At 67.0% G+C, this 15,632-nt stretch carries 17 protein-coding genes; 11 read left to right on the top strand and 6 right to left on the bottom strand.

Annotation, left to right across the window (positions count from 1 at the left end):
• The 4 genes from rpsR to ACTHL9_RS06855 form a co-directional block, all read left to right on the top strand.
• Positions 1-166: 30S ribosomal protein S18 (gene rpsR / locus ACTHL9_RS06870; protein WP_440518105.1), on the top strand; the 166-nt coding region annotated here is incomplete at its 5' end.
• Between the two features lie 19 nt (positions 167-185).
• On the top strand, positions 186-638 hold the full coding sequence (gene rplI, locus ACTHL9_RS06865) for a 50S ribosomal protein L9 (protein WP_440518104.1): 453 nt from the start codon (positions 186-188) through the stop codon (positions 636-638).
• Positions 639-912: 274 nt separating this feature from the next.
• The gene (locus ACTHL9_RS06860; protein WP_440518103.1) at positions 913-1,563 is read left to right on the top strand and encodes an FMN reductase; all 651 of its coding nucleotides are present in this window, start codon (positions 913-915) and stop codon (positions 1,561-1,563) included.
• A 21-nt stretch (positions 1,564-1,584) separates the two neighbouring features.
• Positions 1,585-2,712, top strand: a complete 1,128-nt coding sequence (locus ACTHL9_RS06855) for a dipeptidase (RefSeq protein ID WP_440518102.1) — start codon at positions 1,585-1,587, stop codon at positions 2,710-2,712.
• 7 nt (positions 2,713-2,719) lie between these two features.
• Here ACTHL9_RS06855 and ACTHL9_RS06850 read toward each other — a convergent pair whose 3' ends face one another.
• On the bottom strand, positions 2,720-3,448 hold the full coding sequence (locus ACTHL9_RS06850) for a hypothetical protein (RefSeq protein ID WP_440518101.1): 729 nt from the start codon (positions 3,446-3,448) through the stop codon (positions 2,720-2,722).
• 482 nt (positions 3,449-3,930) lie between these two features.
• Here ACTHL9_RS06850 and ACTHL9_RS06845 point away from each other — a divergent pair, with 482 nt between their 5' ends.
• From ACTHL9_RS06845 to ACTHL9_RS06820, 6 genes are all read left to right on the top strand, one after another.
• The gene (locus tag ACTHL9_RS06845) at positions 3,931-6,603 is read left to right on the top strand and encodes a replicative DNA helicase (protein WP_440518100.1); all 2,673 of its coding nucleotides are present in this window, start codon (positions 3,931-3,933) and stop codon (positions 6,601-6,603) included.
• A 115-nt stretch (positions 6,604-6,718) separates the two neighbouring features.
• Positions 6,719-6,991, top strand: a complete 273-nt coding sequence (locus ACTHL9_RS06840) for a hypothetical protein (RefSeq protein WP_440518099.1) — start codon at positions 6,719-6,721, stop codon at positions 6,989-6,991.
• 45 nt (positions 6,992-7,036) lie between these two features.
• Entirely contained in the window at positions 7,037-8,401 is a 1,365-nt protein-coding gene (locus tag ACTHL9_RS06835) for an MATE family efflux transporter (RefSeq protein ID WP_440518098.1), read from the top strand.
• Positions 8,402-8,437: 36 nt separating this feature from the next.
• Positions 8,438-9,019 (top strand): hypothetical protein, encoded by a 582-nt coding sequence (locus ACTHL9_RS06830; RefSeq protein ID WP_440518097.1) that lies wholly within the window; start codon positions 8,438-8,440, stop codon positions 9,017-9,019.
• Positions 9,020-9,109: 90 nt separating this feature from the next.
• Complete coding sequence (locus tag ACTHL9_RS06825) at positions 9,110-9,451, top strand: hypothetical protein (RefSeq protein ID WP_440518096.1); 342 nt, start codon at positions 9,110-9,112, stop codon at positions 9,449-9,451.
• Positions 9,452-9,523: 72 nt separating this feature from the next.
• Entirely contained in the window at positions 9,524-9,817 is a 294-nt protein-coding gene (locus tag ACTHL9_RS06820) for a TM2 domain-containing protein (protein WP_440518095.1), read from the top strand.
• 32 nt (positions 9,818-9,849) lie between these two features.
• Here ACTHL9_RS06820 and ACTHL9_RS06815 read toward each other — a convergent pair whose 3' ends face one another.
• Both ACTHL9_RS06815 and ACTHL9_RS06810 read right to left on the bottom strand, forming a co-directional pair.
• Complete coding sequence (locus tag ACTHL9_RS06815; protein WP_440518094.1) at positions 9,850-10,620, bottom strand: hypothetical protein; 771 nt, start codon at positions 10,618-10,620, stop codon at positions 9,850-9,852.
• Between the two features lie 66 nt (positions 10,621-10,686).
• Complete coding sequence (locus tag ACTHL9_RS06810) at positions 10,687-11,232, bottom strand: CGNR zinc finger domain-containing protein (RefSeq protein ID WP_440518093.1); 546 nt, start codon at positions 11,230-11,232, stop codon at positions 10,687-10,689.
• Positions 11,233-11,312: 80 nt separating this feature from the next.
• On the opposite strand from ACTHL9_RS06810, the gene ACTHL9_RS06805 reads away from it, so the two are divergent.
• The gene (locus ACTHL9_RS06805) at positions 11,313-12,296 is read left to right on the top strand and encodes an EamA family transporter (protein WP_440518092.1); all 984 of its coding nucleotides are present in this window, start codon (positions 11,313-11,315) and stop codon (positions 12,294-12,296) included.
• On the opposite strand, the gene ACTHL9_RS06800 is transcribed toward ACTHL9_RS06805, so the two are convergent.
• The 3 genes from ACTHL9_RS06800 to ACTHL9_RS06790 all read right to left on the bottom strand — a co-directional run bounded on the left by ACTHL9_RS06800 (position 12,277) and on the right by ACTHL9_RS06790 (position 15,196).
• Positions 12,277-14,529, bottom strand: a complete 2,253-nt coding sequence (locus ACTHL9_RS06800; RefSeq protein WP_440518091.1) for a heavy metal translocating P-type ATPase — start codon at positions 14,527-14,529, stop codon at positions 12,277-12,279. The genes ACTHL9_RS06805 and ACTHL9_RS06800 overlap by 20 nt on opposite strands.
• A gap of 12 nt (positions 14,530-14,541) precedes the next feature.
• Positions 14,542-14,772: a heavy-metal-associated domain-containing protein gene (locus ACTHL9_RS06795; protein WP_440518090.1), complete on the bottom strand. Its 231-nt coding sequence runs from the start codon at positions 14,770-14,772 to the stop codon at positions 14,542-14,544.
• Between the two features lie 79 nt (positions 14,773-14,851).
• Positions 14,852-15,196 (bottom strand): metal-sensitive transcriptional regulator, encoded by a 345-nt coding sequence (locus ACTHL9_RS06790; protein ID WP_440518089.1) that lies wholly within the window; start codon positions 15,194-15,196, stop codon positions 14,852-14,854.
• Positions 15,197-15,632 lie beyond the last annotated feature (436 nt).

The following is a 15,632-nucleotide window of genomic DNA, read 5'->3' as shown; positions in this document are numbered from 1 at the left end:
CTACAAGGACGTCGCCCTGCTGCGCAAGTTCATCTCGGACCGCGGCAAGATCCGCGCCCGCCGAGTGACCGGCGTGACCGTGCAGGAGCAGCGGAAGATCGCCCAGGCGATCAAGAACGCCCGCGAAGTTGCCCTGCTCCCTTACTCCGGCGCTGGCCGCGGCTGAGAAGGGAAGCGAGAAAACCATGGCAAAGATCATCCTGACCCAGGAAGTGACCGGACTCGGCACGCCTGGTGACGTTGTCGAGGTCAAGGACGGCTACGCCCGCAACTACCTCTACCCGCGCGGCTTCGCCCTGCGCTGGACCCGTGGTGGCGAGGCGCACGTCGAGGCGATCAACGCTGCCCGTGCAGCCAAGGCCCACAAGACGCTCGAGGCCGCGCAGGAGCAGGCTGCTGCTCTCGCGAAGACCCCGGTCCGTCTTCAGGTCAAGGCCGGCAAGGAAGGCCGCCTCTTCGGCACCGTCCGCACCGAGGCTGTCGCCTCCGCCGTCGAGGAAGCCGGTCTCGGCGCGATCGACAAGCGCAAGGTCGTCCTTCCCGGGCACATCAAGTCGACGGGCAACTACGACGTCGCCGTGCGCCTGCACGACGAGGTCACTGCGACCATCAACCTTCAGGTTGTCGCCGCGAAGTAGTCCCGAGTGGCCTGAGGGCTAACGGACCTCGAGAGGGCCTCTGCCGATTCGGCAGGGGCCCTCTCTACCGTTTCAGGTACAGATACTGCGCCCTCAGGGCGTTTCGGGTGCAGATACTGCCCGCCCCTTCAGCTGGTTGGTGAGTATCTGTACCCGAAACGCCCTGAACGGGAAGTTTCTGCACCCGAAACGGGTGGTGGGAATACGGCGTCGAGCTCCACCGTTGTCGAGATTGATGCAAACGCATGAAACTCGCGAACGGAGAGCGAACACTATGAATGCCAAGAGGATCGTCGTCATCTCGGCTGGTCTGGGCACCCCATCGTCAAGCCGCCTGCTTGCCGACCAGTTGGCTGAAGCGACGGTGCGCCGCGCCGCGGTCCTTGGCGTTGAGACCGAAGTGTCCGCCTTCGAGCTGCGGGACCTTGCGGTGGACATCGCCAACAACTTCGTCACCGGATACGCCGCGCCGAGGCTCGCGGAAGCCATCCGCGCCGTCGAGGAATCGGACGCCCTGATCGTCGTTTCGCCCGTCTTCAGCGCCTCGTATAGCGGTCTGTTCAAGTCGTTCATCGACGTGCTCGACAACAAGGCGTTGGACGGCAAGCCAGTCCTGCTCGGCGTCACGGGCGGCTCTGAGCGCCACAGCATGGTCCTCGACTTCGCGATGCGGCCGCTCTTCACGTACCTGCGCGCCCGCATCGTGCCCACCGGGGTCTTCGCGGGACCCATGGATTGGGGCAAGGGCGACGACGGCGACGCGGCTTCGGCGGGCGGCCTTGGGGCGCGCATCGAGCGCGCCGCCGCTGAGCTTGCGGCCGAGCTTGTAGGTCATCGAGCCCCGGCGCGTGCGCCGAAGATCGCCACGCGTCCGGAGGACAAGGGCTTCGAGGAACTCCTCGCCGAGCTGACCGGCCGCAACTGATCGCCGTCGTACCATGACGGGGTGCAGTCAGAGCGCCCCTATGCCCCCGTCGTCGACGGCCACAACGACCTTCCCTGGGCCCTGCGGCAAGACTTCGGGTACGACGTCGCCGCCGCAACGCTCGATGTCGGCCAGCCGAGGCTCCACACGGACATTCCTCGGCTGCGACGGGGCGGCGTCGGCGCCCAGTTCTGGTCGGTCTTCGTCCCCTCGACGCTGACGCCGGAACAGGCGGTCGTTGCGACGCTCGAGCAGATCGACTGCGTGCGTCGCATCGTGACCGCCCACCCGGCGACGTTTGAGCTGGCGAGGACCGCCGCGGAGGTGAGGGCCGCCGTCGACCGTGGACGCATTGCGTCCCTCATGGGAATGGAGGGCGGTCGCAGCATCGCTGCCTCGCTCGGTGTCCTGCGCATGATGGGCGAGCTGGGCGTCCGCTACATGACCCTCACCCACAATGACAGCCTCCCCTGGGCCTCGTCAGCCACTGGCGAGGGCGCAGATCACGGGCTGACGGCGTTCGGGCGCGAGGTGGTCGCGGAAATGAACCGCATCGGGATGATCGTGGACCTCTCGCACGTCTCCGAGCGCACCATGCAGGACGCGCTCGACACCACCACTGCACCCGTCATGTTCTCGCATTCGTCGTGCCGAGCGGTCTGCGGGCATCCGAGGAACGTTCCCGATGGCGTCCTCGAGAGACTCCCCGACAACGGTGGCCTGCTCATGGTCACGTTCGTCCCCAAGTTCGTCTCGGAGGCGTGCCGCGACCACGCGCGGGCGGTGCGGGACAAGCGGCTTGAGTTGGGGCTGCCGGTCGGCTTCCATGACGTCCCGCCCGCGGAGAACCCCGATGCGGCGCGCGCCTTTGCCGCCTGGGTCGCCGCCAACCCGGCGCCCGAGGCGACCATCGACGACGTCGTCCGTCACCTCGAGCACGCCCGCGAGGTGGTGGGACCACAGCACCTTGGGCTGGGCGGCGACTTCGACGGCACTGTCGACCTCCCCATCGGGATGGACGGCGTCGCCGGCTACCGTCCGCTGCTCGACGCGCTCCGTGAGCGCGGCTGGTCGGATGACGATCTCGAGGCGCTGTGCTGGGGCAACGCCCTTCGCGTGCTGGAGGCGACCGAAGTCAGCGCCGGGTGAGGCGGACTCAGAGGAGTTCGACGAACGCGCGCGCCTCTTCGATGCTGATCTCCGAGTGGCGCCACAACAGCTGGGCGGCATCCTCGGCGTCGCCGATCTGGGCCAGCGACTTGATCTCCGAATAGATCTCGTCGTTGAGGAGATTGCTCGCAACCTCAAGCGTCTGCCGGCCGTTGCTCACAATGGCTCGGTAGCGGTACGGGTAGCGGGTGGTCGAGCGCTCGCCGAATGCGGCCGCGGGCACCTTGGAGGGGGTTTCAAAGGCGGCCGACGGCGCCCCCGGCTCCGGCTCGCGGCTTTCCACAGCCTGGGGCTGGGTAGGCTGCTCCGGCTCTGGCTCCGCAAGGGGTTCTGGCTCTGTTTGAGAGGCGTCGGGCGTTGCCTCCCGGCCCCCGTACGGCTGAGGGTGGCGTTCCATGAGGAGCACGGCATTGCGGGCCTCGGTGAGCTTCGTCCCCGTGGCTTGCCGATAGACCGCAATGGCCTGGACCGTCAGCCCCTGTGCGATGAGGGAGTAGATCATGCGGTGCTGCTCTTCGGTCAGCTTCGAGGACGCAGCCGCCGCTGCCTCTGGTCCGCCCGCCATGGCTGTCTCGGCCGACTCCCGCGACTGCTTCACACCCCGCCGGAAGATCAGGACGACGACGGCAACGACGCACAACAGGATGATGAGTGGCGGCAGCAGGTTTTCCATCGGGGCTTCCGGATCGGTGCAGCGGGTGCGGGAAGTGGTCAACGCGAGCCCCCGTTCGGGGCACTTCCAGAGTAGTACGGGCCACGTGCAGCGGCACTCCCGTGCGTTGCCCTCCGGACCGCAGGGACGACGTATTCCCGTGAGTGCATGCTCACCCGAAGCACAACTCGCCAAGCATGTGCTGCAACTCACATAAACTTGCGGCAGTGGCTGAAAACACAAACATGCGTCCAAAAAAGCGTTCTGGCGCTGTGGATTTCCCATGTGGAAAAAAATCTTTAGTCCACACTCTGTAGATGATGTTTTCCCACGTCAGCACCCTGTTGAGGACTAAGCGGAAAAGTTGTCCACAGATATCCACAGGCTCTGTGAACAAGTGGGAGTGCATTCCCCACAGGTTATCCACACCTCCAGTGGATGACGGGCTTTGGTTTGTCGGACCCCCTCGATAGCGTGACTGCAACTCATCCGGAAGAGGTGTTCGCACCCCGATCCGGCAGTCGTGTTCGAGGTGAGGTATCCCGGTGTCTGCTCCCCAGATCGAGTCCGCCCCGTCGTATCGGGATTCGGACGTGGGGCGTACGCCGCCTCAGGACATCGTCGCCGAGCAATCGGTGCTCGGCGGCATGATGCTCTCCAAGGATGCGATTGCGGATGTCGTCGAGGTGGTCCGCTCCAACGACTTCTACCGTCCTGCACACGAGACGATCTTCGAGGCCATCACCGATCTCTACAGCCGCGGTGAGCCCGCAGATGCCGTCACCGTCTCCGACGAGCTGACCAAGCGCGGCGAGATCAACCGCGTCGGCGGGCCGGCGTATCTCCATGAGCTCATCCAGATGGTCCCGACGGCAGCGAATGCGGGTTACTACGCCGAGATCGTCGCCGAGCGCGCGATCCTCCGCAGACTCGTCAGCGCGGGAACCAAGATCGTCCAGCTCGGCTACGGGCAGGACGGCGAGGTGGAGGATCTCGTCAATCAGGCGCAGGCGGAGGTGTTCTCGGTGGCCGAGCGTCGTCAGGGCGAGGACTACGTGGCCCTGTCTGAGGTCATGGAATCGGCTATGGACGAGATCGAGGCGGCGGGCCATCGCGGTGAGGGCATCACGGGCGTCCCGACGGGCTTCTATGAACTCGACGAACTCACCCACGGCCTGCACCCGGGACAGATGATCGTCATCGCTGCGCGCCCCGCCGTCGGAAAGTCGACGTTCGCGCTCGACTTCGCCCGTTCGGCCGCAATCAAGCACAAGCTGCCCACAGTCTTCTTCTCGCTCGAGATGGGCCGCAATGAGATCGCCATGCGACTCATGAGCGCCGAGGCGACGATCCAGCTCCAGGACCTCCGCCGCGGAACCCTGCGCGACGAGCACTGGGCCAAGATCGCGAAGGTCATGGGTCCCCTCAACGAGTCGCCATTGTTCATCGACGACTCGCCGAACATGTCGCTCATGGAGATCCGGGCGAAGTGCCGTCGTCTGAAGCAGCAGCACGGCCTCAAGCTCGTGGTGCTCGACTACCTCCAGCTCATGTCCTCCGGCAAGAAGGTCGAGAGCCGTCAGCAGGAAGTCTCCGAGTTCTCGCGGGCGCTCAAGCTGCTGGCCAAGGAGCTCGAGGTTCCGGTGATCGCGCTCTCGCAGCTCAACCGCGGATCCGAGCAGCGCCAGGACAAGCGGCCGATGGTCTCGGACCTTCGAGAGTCAGGGTGCCTCACGGCGGACACTCGAATCCTTCGGTCGGACACCGGTGCCGAGACCACGATGGGGGAGCTCTTCGCTTCCGGGGCGAAGGATGTCCCCGTGTGGTCCCTCGACGAAAGCCTGCGATACGTCGAGCGACACCTCACCCATGTGTTCTCTACGGGCGTGAAGCCGGTATACAAGCTCAAACTAGCGTCAGGCCGCACGATCCGTGCCACCGACAACCATCCCTTCTTCACCTACGAAGGGTGGAAGCCGCTCGGCACGCTTTCCCTGGGGGACCGTCTGGCTATTCCCCGTCACGTCAACGGCCCGGCCCGCCGAACTGAGTGGGACGACCGGCAAGTGACGATGCTCGCCCATCTGATCGGAGACGGTTCCTTCGTCCGGCGTCAGCCGATCCGTTACGCGACGAAGGATGAGGCCAACGTGGCAACCGTGACGGATGCCGCCACCTATTTCGGCATCACCGCTGTCCGTGATGATTACGCCGCGGCACGATGCACAACGGTGAGGCTTCCAGCCCCGTTCAGACTCACTCATGGCAAACGGAATCCCATCGCCGCGTGGCTCGACAGCCTTGGCCTCTTCGGGGCGAGAAGCCACGAGAAGTTTGTGCCCGAGGCCGTGTTCGCGCTGCCCAAGCGGCAGATCGCGCTGTTCCTGCGCCATCTCTGGGCGACTGACGGGTCGGTGACCGTCAACAAGGCGGGCACAGGTGGTCGCATTTACTACGCCTCGACTTCTCGGAGGCTGCTCGACGGCGTTGCCCTGCTCCTCCTCAGATTCGGCATCACGGCCCGCATCAAGACCGCGACGCCGAAGGGAAGCTATCGATCTGACTACACCCTCGACATCTCGGGCGCGGACGATCAGCGGCGGTTCCTGCAAGAGATTGGCGTCGCAGGGCAGCGGTCGGCGACCTGCGAGAGATTGCTCGATATCGTCAAGGCGACGACGGCGAATACCAATGTCGACACGGTTCCTCATGGCGTGTGGGACGACGTGCGTGCAATTCTGGCGGATAAGGAGATGACCCACCGCGAGTTCCAAGCCGCCCTTGGTCATCAATACTGTGGGTCGACCCTGTTCAAGGCAGCGCCTTCGCGTCAGCGCCTCTCGCGGGTCGCAGAAATTCTTGGCTCCGCTGAGCTCGAGATCCACGCACTCAACGACGTCTTCTGGGACTCGATCGTCAGCATCGAACCGGACGGAGTCGAGGAGGTCTATGACGCGACGGTCCTGGGCAACCACAACTTCATCGCCAATGGCATCGCGGTCCATAACTCGATCGAGCAGGATGCGGACATGGTCATCCTTCTGCACCGCGAGGACGTCTACAACAAGGAGTCGCCCCGCGCGGGCGAGGCGGACATCCTCGTTGCGAAGCACCGCAACGGCCCAACGAAAGACATCGTCGTGGCCTTCCAAGGCCACTACTCCCGCTTTGCCAACATGGCAGCCGACTCGGGCGACGGCGAGGGCGGCGGGTTCTGAGGATTGTCGACGCCGTAGCCCCGGCCTCCCGCTGAACCCCGCACGGCCCGGAAGCGTCTTATGCATGTCGGGCCGTGCTGTGAGCGGCGCGGCCCTCGGTATGAGGAGCATCGCCATGAGAAGAACACTTCGCATCCTCGGGTTGACGGCCTTCCTGGGCCTTGCGTTCGCGGCTCCAGCAGCGGCGGACAACCCTCCGGGCGGTCCGGGACTGCCGGGCCAATCGTGCCAACTGCTCGAGCCCAACACACCGGGCAATTCCTCGAGCAGCCCCGGATCGCCGTTCAATGAGCCGGGCATCAACAGCACCGGTGGTGGAACCGGTGGCCAGCACTACAACGAGACGTCGCAATACGACGTCGCGTGCTTCCAGCAGTCATCGCACTGAGTGACCGCCCTCGGACTGTCGGTGACCGTGCCTACAGTGGGAGGCATGGATCGGATACAGGCAGAGCACGGCCACCCTCACGTCCAGGGAGACCGGCGATCGACCGCGCGGGAGATCCTGCGGCTCGCGGTGCCGGCCTTCGGGTCTCTCATCGCCGAACCGCTCTTCCTTCTCGCGGATTCGGCGATCGTCGGGCACCTGGGCGTCGACGAGCTGGCTGGGCTCGGCCTCGCGACCACGATCCTGCAGACCATCGTGGGCCTCATGGTCTTCCTCGCGTACGGAACCGGGCCCGCCGTCGCACGCTTCCTCGGGGCGGGGCAGCCTGCGCGGGCCATGTGCGCGGCGCGCGACGGCGTATGGCTGGCGCTGCTTCTCGGCGTCGTGCTGGCAGTGGTCGGCTGGCTTGCCGCCCCGGCGATCGTGAGAGCGGTTGGCGCGCTTCCGGCGGTGCAGTCGTACGCCGTGGAGTATCTCGCGTGGTCCATGCCGGGGCTTGTCGGGATGCTCCTCGTCTTCGCCGGTACCGGCGTCCTGCGCGGTCTGCAGGACACGCGAACGCCCCTCGTTGTCGCAACGGCGGGCTTCGGGGCCAACGCGGCGCTCAATTTCATCTTCGTGTACGGCTTCGGCTGGGGCATTGCCGGGTCCGCGATCGGGACGAGCGTCGCGCAGCTCTCCATGGCGGCGGTCTATCTGGCGATCATCGTGCCTCGCATGCGCCATGAGGGAATCGAATTGGGACCGCATTGGCGGGGCATTCTCGGCGCGGCCCACGTCGGTTCCTGGCTCATGCTGCGCACCCTGACCTTGCGCGCGGCCATTTTCGCGACGGTCGTAGTCGCCACGGCGCAAGGCGCCGAGAACCTTGCTGCGCATCAGCTTGCCATGACCATGTTCAACGTCCTGGCCTTCGCCCTTGACGCGCTGGCGATCGCCGCCCAATCGCTGATCGGCAAGGAACTCGGCGCCGCCAACGCAGCGAGAGCCCGCGAGCTCACCGGAACTATGGTCCGATGGTCGCTTGGTTTCGGAGTGGTGACGGGCGCACTGCTGGCGATCGCTGCTCCGTGGATCGGCTGGCTCTTCACGCCGAATCCGCTCGTGCACGAATCGCTCACGCCCGCCCTTCTCGTGCTGGCGGCGAGCCAGCCTGTGTGCGGCTTCGTCTTCAGTCTCGACGGCGTGCTGATCGGCGCTGGCGACGCCCGGTACCTCGCGCTCGCCGGTGTGCTCAACCTCGTGGTCTACGGGCCTCTCCTCGTCTGGGTCGGACTCGCGGGACTCGCTGGCCCGGCAGGCCTGGCGTGGCTCTGGGCCGCGTTCGCCGGTGGCTACATGCTCGCCCGGGCCGCGACGCTGGGCCTTCGCGCAAGGGGTCGCACCTGGATGGTCCTCGGCGTCCACTGAGAACGGTGCGGCGAGGCCCGCGACTAGACTGGCTTCATGCCTCTCGACGCCCCCTCGCCTGATCGTGCCCGTCTCTGGCTGCCGGTTCTGCTGAGGGCGGCCGTGGCGTTGGCTTTCGGGGCGGTCACGGTCTTCTGGGGGCAGCCGACGACGGCGGGCGCGGCGTGGGTTTTCGGAGCGTACGTCTGGTGCCTGCTCGCCGCCGAGGTGTGGCTGCTCCGCGCTGAGCGGCCTGCGCCAGGACGGATCTCTTCGCTCTTCGGACTCGTGCCCTACGCCCTCGGTGCCGTGGCCGCCGTCGTGCTTGTTGTGGCTCCCTCGGTGAACCTGCTGGCCTGGGCGGGCGCGGCCGCGCTGGTGCTGGTTGGCATTTCCGACGTGGTCCGCTCCGTGCTGTCGCGGCGCCCCGCCGTGGGGTCGGCGCCGCTTGCCCGCGATCTTCTCATCACGGGGGTCGTCAGTCTCGGGGGCGGTCTTCTGCTTCCCTTTTTTGCCGGACTCGGCCCGCATGCACTGCTCGGGGTAGCCGGTGGGGCGGCGATCATCACGGGCGTTCTGCTGGTGATCGCGGCCCTGAGCCTGAGGCACGATTCCGCGGCCTCGGCCCGAGTGGCCTAGAATTGACTGGTTCTACTTTCTACTTGGTGTAGAACTCCTTCAGATACACCGCCGCACCCACAGCAGCGCCCGCAGCGCAAGGAGGGCCCCATGACCGAAGAATCACCACGCGGACCACGCGTCGGCATCAAGGGCCCGCTCATGTTCTCCGCATTCTTCGGAGTCGTCGCGTTTGTGGCGGTGCTCATCTTCGGCTCGGGCGGAACAGGTCACGGGATGCGTTTCGACCTCGCCTTCACGGCGGGCGGAATCGCGTTCATCGTGTGCCTCGTCATCGCCGCGATGCTGTCCATGACGTACAAGGAGAACGCGGAGCACCTCGGCCAGGGGTCGGGCGTGAACCTTCGCTCGGAGGATCGCCTCAAGGGCAAGGGCAAGGCGCCGGAAGCCAAGGGCCCAGAGGATCCTGCCGGCGGCGCTCCCCGCGAGTAGTCGGGCGAGCGCGAGGAAGGGTTCGACATGTACATTGGGAACCGAACCTTCGAGACCCAGTGAGCTGAGCCCATGACGCACCTGTACACCGGCCGCGGCCCCGACGCGGGACTCGCGCCCGCCGTCCGCCTGTCGCCGCGTCGCCGTGCGGTCGCAGGCCTTCTCGGCATCTACCTCGGCGCCTTCGGGGCTCATCGCTTCTACCTTGGCTACACGGCTTGGGGCATCGCGCAGATCCTCGCGGCGATCCTGCTGGCGAAGGCCACCTACGGCACGATCTTCTTGTGGGGCATGATCGAGGGAACCCTCATTGTGCTCGGCGCCCAGCCGTTCCGCACCGACGCTCAGGGCCGCCAGCTGCGCTGACTGGGCCGGCTGCATCGCGCCCGGGGGCGCGTTCAGCTCCAGACCGGAGCCTGATCCGTCCATCCAATCGGAATCCCGAGCCGCTCCACGGTCCCCGGGCTTGACGTCTCGGCGACTCCCACCACGGCGAGGGCATGCACCACAAGGCGCGTCTGGACAGCCGCAACCCAGGTCGCCGTGTCGGCATGCTTATGCCGTGCGTCGACCACGAGCCACACCTGGTCGGCCCGCAGCCGCTCGGCTCCGGCGGCGTTGGTCGCCGTCCAGCCACGTCGGCCGAGACCAAAGGCGACGACGATGGGACGGCCAAGCGCGGCGCCCTCAGCGCGCGCGGCAGCGGCCTCCCGCCGGCCTTCGAGCGAGGGCACGTTGTACGCCTCGAGCAGGCCGGACGTCCGAAGTTCGCCGCCGACTGCCTCGGCGAGGGCCATTGCGGGTCCGAGTGCCGCATCGTGTGGTGCAGCGACCACCATGAGGCTCCCCGGCGTGCGCAGCGGAGCGCTAGCGGGCCCGTCCTCGATCATGACGGGAGCGCCGAGCTCTTGGAGGATGGCGCCCACGTCTTCCTGCGGAGAGGCGGGGCCGAGTTCGGGAAGCGTCAGGCGAGCGCCAGGCTCGGCGGCCAAGTCGGCGTCGTCAATCTCGGGGACCACTGCGAGGCCCTCGTAGCGGAGGCCGCGGAGCCGACGGAACCCGGTCGCCTTCACAGGCTCGGCGCTGATGAGCTGCGCGCGGGGCCCGAGAGCCACGGCCTTGGCCTTGAGCTCGTCGAGGGAACGTGCCCTGAGCAGGGTGGTGGGCACTGTGGAATCGCCCCTTCGTCGTACTGCATTTTTTCGAAGCGTACCAAGGGAGCGCCCGATATCGGTTTAGCTGGCGGCCTTTCGCTCCCGATAGGCCCGTACATGAGCGCGATTCCCGCAGTTTCCTGTGTCGCAGTAGCGCTTCGAGCGGTTCTTCGACAGGTCGATGAGGACGGCTTCGCAGTCGTCCGCGGCGCAGATCCGCAGCCGGTCGAGCTCCTGGGAGCGGATGACGTCGACGAAGGCCATGGCCGCCTCCGCCCCCACGCGCTGCGCAAGCGGGGCCTCCGGCGTCGTCACGTGGAGGTGCCAGTCCCAATGGTCGTGCTTGACGAGCTGGGGGAGGGCGCTGGTTTCCCGCAGGATCGCGTTGACGAGGTCGACGGCGTCCTCCTCCGAGGCGTCCCAGAGCCGCCTCAGGCGGGACCTGAGGGTGCGCACTGAGGCGAGCTCGCCGTCGTCGTGCGTCCTCGAGCCAGTGAACTGCTCCTCCTGAAGGAAGCGGTCGAGGTCGGCGAGAGTCGTCAGGTGCTCCTCGCCGTCGGAATCCAGCGTGTTGACCAAGTTCACCGCGCTTCGGAGCGCGACTTCGGTGTCAGGTGCGAACAACACTTTGACTCATGACTCCCTTCGGGTCTACTGTCATCACCATACTCTGCTTTTGGTCCTGACATGTTTCTTGGAGGTGTCTCATGCTGTCCGCGAACCGTTCGGCGTCCGGCCTGGTCTATGCGTTGCTCTCGGCCGCGACCTTCGGTATCAGCGGGCCGCTCGGGAAGTCCCTCCTCGAGGCCGGATGGAGCACGGGCGCCACGGTCGGAACCCGCATCGGTCTCGCCGCGCTCGTGATGCTCGTGCCGACGCTCGTCATGCTGCGCGGCCGCTGGGCCCAGCTACGCCGTGGACTCGGCATCATGGCGGGCTACGGCATCGTCGCTGTGGCTGTCTGCCAGTTCTGCTACTTCAACGCGGTCTCGCGGATGAGCCCGCCGGTGGCGCTCATGCTCGAGTACCTCGCACCCATTGTGATCGTCGGCTGGATGTGGGCCCGCTCGCGCCGCCGCCCCGGCCTGCTCACGATCGCGGGGACGGTCATTGCCATGCTCGGCCTCGTAGTCGTGCTCAACCTATTCAGCGCCACCCGCGTGGATCCGGTGGGAGTCCTGTGGGGTCTCGGTGCCGCCGTCTGCCTCGCCGTCTACTTCCTCCTGTCAGCGAAGGCCGACGGCGTTCTGCCGCCGTTCGCCATGGTCGGCGGCGGTATGGTCTTCGGCGCTCTCGCGATCGGGGTCCTGGCGGCGGTCGGGGTGCTGCCCCTCGCCGCGAATTTCGGCACCGTGGAACTCCAGGGCGTCGAGACGAGCTGGATCGTGCCGATCCTCGGGATCACCCTGGTCGCGGCGGTCGCTGCCTATTCGCTCGGCATCGTGGGAGCCCAGAGGCTCGGGCCGAAGGTGGCGAGCTTCGTCTCGCTCACGGAGGTGCTGTTCTCCGTCGTCGCCTCCTGGCTCCTCATTGGCGACGTCCCCGCGCCCGTCCAAGCTCTCGGCGGCGCCCTCATCGTCGTCGGCGTGATCCTCGTGCGCGTCGACGAGCTGCGCGCACCCGTCCCCGAACTCGCCCAGCCGATGCCGGCTGAGCCGCTTCCCCCGGAGATCAGCGCGCGAAGCGCATGAGCCGCAGCGAATTCGCCACGACGAGCACCGAGCTCGCGGCCATCGCCGCGCCGCCGATCATCGGGCTGAGCAGCCCGAAGGCGGCGACCGGGATGCCGATGGTGTTGTAGGCGAAGGCCCAGAACAGGTTCGTCTTGATGGTGCGGAGCGTCGCGCGCGAGAGTTCGATGGCCAGCGCGACCTGGCCGACGTCGTCGCCCATGACCGTTAGGTCGGCTGCCGCGCGGGCCACGTCGGTCCCGGACCCCATGGCGATCCCCAGATCGGCCTGCGCGAGCGCCGCGGCGTGGTTGACGCCGTCGCCGGCCATCGCCACCGTGGCGCCGGCAGCCTGAAGCCGCCGCACGGCGTCGACCTTCCCCTCGGGGCTCACCCCGGCGACGACGTCCGACGGCGAAATCCCCACCTCGGCGGCGACCTGCCGGGCGACGGCGGCGTTGTCGCCGGTGAGCAGGACGGGCCTCAGCCCGAGCGCCGTGAGACGGACGACGGCGTCCCGCGACCCGCGCTTGACGGTGTCCGTAAGGCTTACAACGCCGACCGCCTGCCCCTCGACCGCGACCCACACCACGGTCGCTCCCGCTTCCTCGCGTGCGCTGAACTGCCCGCGAAGCCCGGAAGGAACCTCGGCACCGCGCTCGCGGAGCCACGGTTCGCGTCCCACCACGACGGTCCTACCCTCGACGAGCCCTGCCACGCCGCCGCCACCCGCGGACGCGAAGCTCTCCACGTCAGGAAGCGTGCCGCCGTCGTTCGCCACGCGCGCAGCCTCGTCGATCGCCCTGCCGACCGGATGCTCGCTCGCGGCCTCGACAGCGCCGGCCAGCCGCAGGACGTCGCGCTCGGTCCAGTGGGGCACGACGTCCACCGCAGAGACGCCAAGCCGGCCGGTGGTGATGGTGCCCGTCTTGTCCAGCAGGATGGTGTCGACGCTGCGGGTGTCCTCGAGCACCTGCGGGCCCCGGATGAGGATGCCAAGCTGGGCGCCGCGCCCGCTCCCCGCGAGGAGACCCACGGGCGTAGCGAGCCCCAAAGCGCAGGGGCACGCGATGACGAGCACGGAGACGGCGGCGGTGACCGCAGCGTCCACCGATCCGCCGAGGGCAATCCACATCACGAACGTCAGCGCGGCGAGGCCGAGGACGACCGGGACGAAGACGCCGCTGATGCGGTCTGCGAGGCGTGCGATGGGGGCCTTTGCGGATTGGGCCTCCGAGACGAGGCGGCCCATTGCGGCGAGCGTCGTCTCCGATCCGACGCGGGTGGCCTCGACGACGAGCCGCCCGGAGGTGTTGATCGTCGCGCCGGTCACTGCGTCGCCGGGGCCGAGGTCTACCGGTACTGATTCTCCGGTCAGCAGCGAGGCGTCCACGGCCGAGGTGCCACTGCGCACCACTCCGTCGGTCGCGATCTTTTCGCCCGGCCGCACCACGAAGACGTCGCCCGGAACCAGCTGCTCCGCGGAGATCCGATACTCGACGCCGTCCTTAAGGAGCGTCGCATCCTTGGCCCCGAGATTCAGGAGGGCGCGGAGGGCGCTTCCTGCGCGGTCCTTGGCGCGGGCTTCGAGGAGGCGCCCGAGGAGGAGGAACGTCGCCACGACGTCCGCCACCTCGAAGTACAGCTCGCCTGCGCCCATCGACTCGCCCGGCGACGCCGTGAGCTGCGGATTTACGATGAGCTGCCCCGCCGAATAGGCATAGGCGGCCACGATCCCGAGGGACACCAGGGTGTCCATCGTGGAGGAGCCGTGCCGGGCGGCGCGCAGTGCAGCGCGGTGGAAAGGCCACGCCGCCCAGGTCACCACAGGCAGCGACAGGAATGCGGCCCACCACCCCCAATCAGGGAATCGCAGGAGCGGGACCATCGAGATCAGGAAGGCGGGAACAGTGAGCGCCGCCGCGACCACCAGCCGTGGAAGGAGGCCCGCCCGCCGGCGTTCGGGCTCGATGTCGTGCTGCGTCTCGATGTCGTGCTGCGCGGGGTGACGGTCGCGCAGCTTCGCGCTGTAGCCCGCAGCTGAGACCTGCTCGAGGAGCTGCTGGTCGGAGATGCCCGCGGGGGCGAGCACGCGCGCCGATTCGAGGGGCAGGTTGACCGTGGCCGTGACGCCGTCCAGCTTGCCGAGCTTGCGCTCCACCCGGCTCACGCAGGAGGCGCAGGTCATGCCTTCGATGGCGAGCTCGACGACGCGTGCCTCGCCGTAGGTCTGCTGGGGCGCTGCCTGGGCCATCGTGTGCGCCGCCTACGCGTCGTTGTCGACCACGAGGTAGCCGGCCTCCGCGATGGCTTCGCTGATCGACTCGTGCTTGAGCTTCCGGGTCGAACCGATGGTTACTTCGGAGGCGCCGCCGGCCTTGAGGTCCACCGCGACGTCCTCGACTCCATCGAGCGCTTCGAGCTCCTCGGTGACGGCAGCGATGCAGTGGTTGCAGGTCATGCCGTCGACCAGAACCGTGGTGGTGAAGTGGGTCATCCTGACTCCTAGGGTGTCTGTGGGGGCAGCTGGCGGATTGAGCGGCTAGGCAGGCTGAGCGGCTAGGCGGATTGAGCGGCTAACGGAGGAGGCGGCCGATTGCGTCCGAGGCCTCTTTGACCTTGAACTCGATCCCTTCCGCGCGGCGTTCGGGATCCGGCTCGCTCGCGGCGCCGACCACGCAGTGGCCGATGTGCTCTTCGAGGAGCCCGAGGCTCACTGCGTGAAGGGCCTTCGTCACTGCGGAGACCTGGGTCAGGATGTCAATGCAGTACTTGTCCTCATCGACCATCCTCGCGATGCCTCGGACCTGCCCTTCGATCCGCTTGAGGCGGCGAAGGTACGCGTCCTTGTTCGTGGTGTAGCCGTGGATGGGGGAGTCGCCCGATCCTTCGGCAATCTCAGGAGAGGGGGCTGTTTCCATGCCCACGAAGCTATACCCGGGGAGGGTATCCGTCAAGTACCCGGTGGGGGTATCCGCCTTCGCCGACCCCCCTGTGGCGGAACCCACAAGGCCTCAAGTTGCTGGCGGGCGGCAGGGCCGGTAAAGTAATTCGGGTCGCCGACGGAGGGCGCGGACAACCGCGAAGGCCTCGGCGGCCGAACCCCTTCCTCACAGTTCAGAAATGCAGCGGTGCTGCGTACCTGAGTGTGGGGCCGGAAATCAATTGCAAGCGCTTTTAATTCTGAAAACGAATTTGAAGCGGAAGCGATGATCTGGTAGGTTTGAGAAGTTGCTTCGGAGCGGGTCGGATGGTTCTGGCTGATGTTCTGATGGGACCGGTTGTTTGAGAACTCAATAGTGTGCCATGTTCGATTTCGATGCCATTTTTTTGATGGCTGATTTTGTCTGGTCTGCC

The organism is Sinomonas sp. (genome assembly GCF_051955515.1).
In the GTDB taxonomy this organism is placed as follows: Bacteria; Actinomycetota; Actinomycetes; order Actinomycetales; family Micrococcaceae; genus Sinomonas.
Note: the sequence above shows the minus strand (reverse complement) of the source record. Positions and strands in the feature narration are given on the sequence as shown.

Coding starts and splice junctions, on each gene's coding strand:
- rplI (WP_440518104.1), top strand. CDS start 186: ATGGCAAAGATCATCCTGACCCAGGAAGTGACCGGACTCGGCACGCCT.
- ACTHL9_RS06860 (WP_440518103.1), top strand. CDS start 913: ATGAATGCCAAGAGGATCGTCGTCATCTCGGCTGGTCTGGGCACCCCA.
- ACTHL9_RS06840 (WP_440518099.1), top strand. CDS start 6,719: ATGAGAAGAACACTTCGCATCCTCGGGTTGACGGCCTTCCTGGGCCTT.
- ACTHL9_RS06835 (WP_440518098.1), top strand. CDS start 7,037: ATGGATCGGATACAGGCAGAGCACGGCCACCCTCACGTCCAGGGAGAC.
- ACTHL9_RS06830 (WP_440518097.1), top strand. CDS start 8,438: ATGCCTCTCGACGCCCCCTCGCCTGATCGTGCCCGTCTCTGGCTGCCG.
- ACTHL9_RS06825 (WP_440518096.1), top strand. CDS start 9,110: ATGACCGAAGAATCACCACGCGGACCACGCGTCGGCATCAAGGGCCCG.
- ACTHL9_RS06820 (WP_440518095.1), top strand. CDS start 9,524: ATGACGCACCTGTACACCGGCCGCGGCCCCGACGCGGGACTCGCGCCC.
- ACTHL9_RS06805 (WP_440518092.1), top strand. CDS start 11,313: ATGCTGTCCGCGAACCGTTCGGCGTCCGGCCTGGTCTATGCGTTGCTC.
- ACTHL9_RS06800 (WP_440518091.1), bottom strand. CDS start 14,529: ATGGCCCAGGCAGCGCCCCAGCAGACCTACGGCGAGGCACGCGTCGTC.
- ACTHL9_RS06795 (WP_440518090.1), bottom strand. CDS start 14,772: ATGACCCACTTCACCACCACGGTTCTGGTCGACGGCATGACCTGCAAC.
- ACTHL9_RS06790 (WP_440518089.1), bottom strand. CDS start 15,196: ATGGAAACAGCCCCCTCTCCTGAGATTGCCGAAGGATCGGGCGACTCC.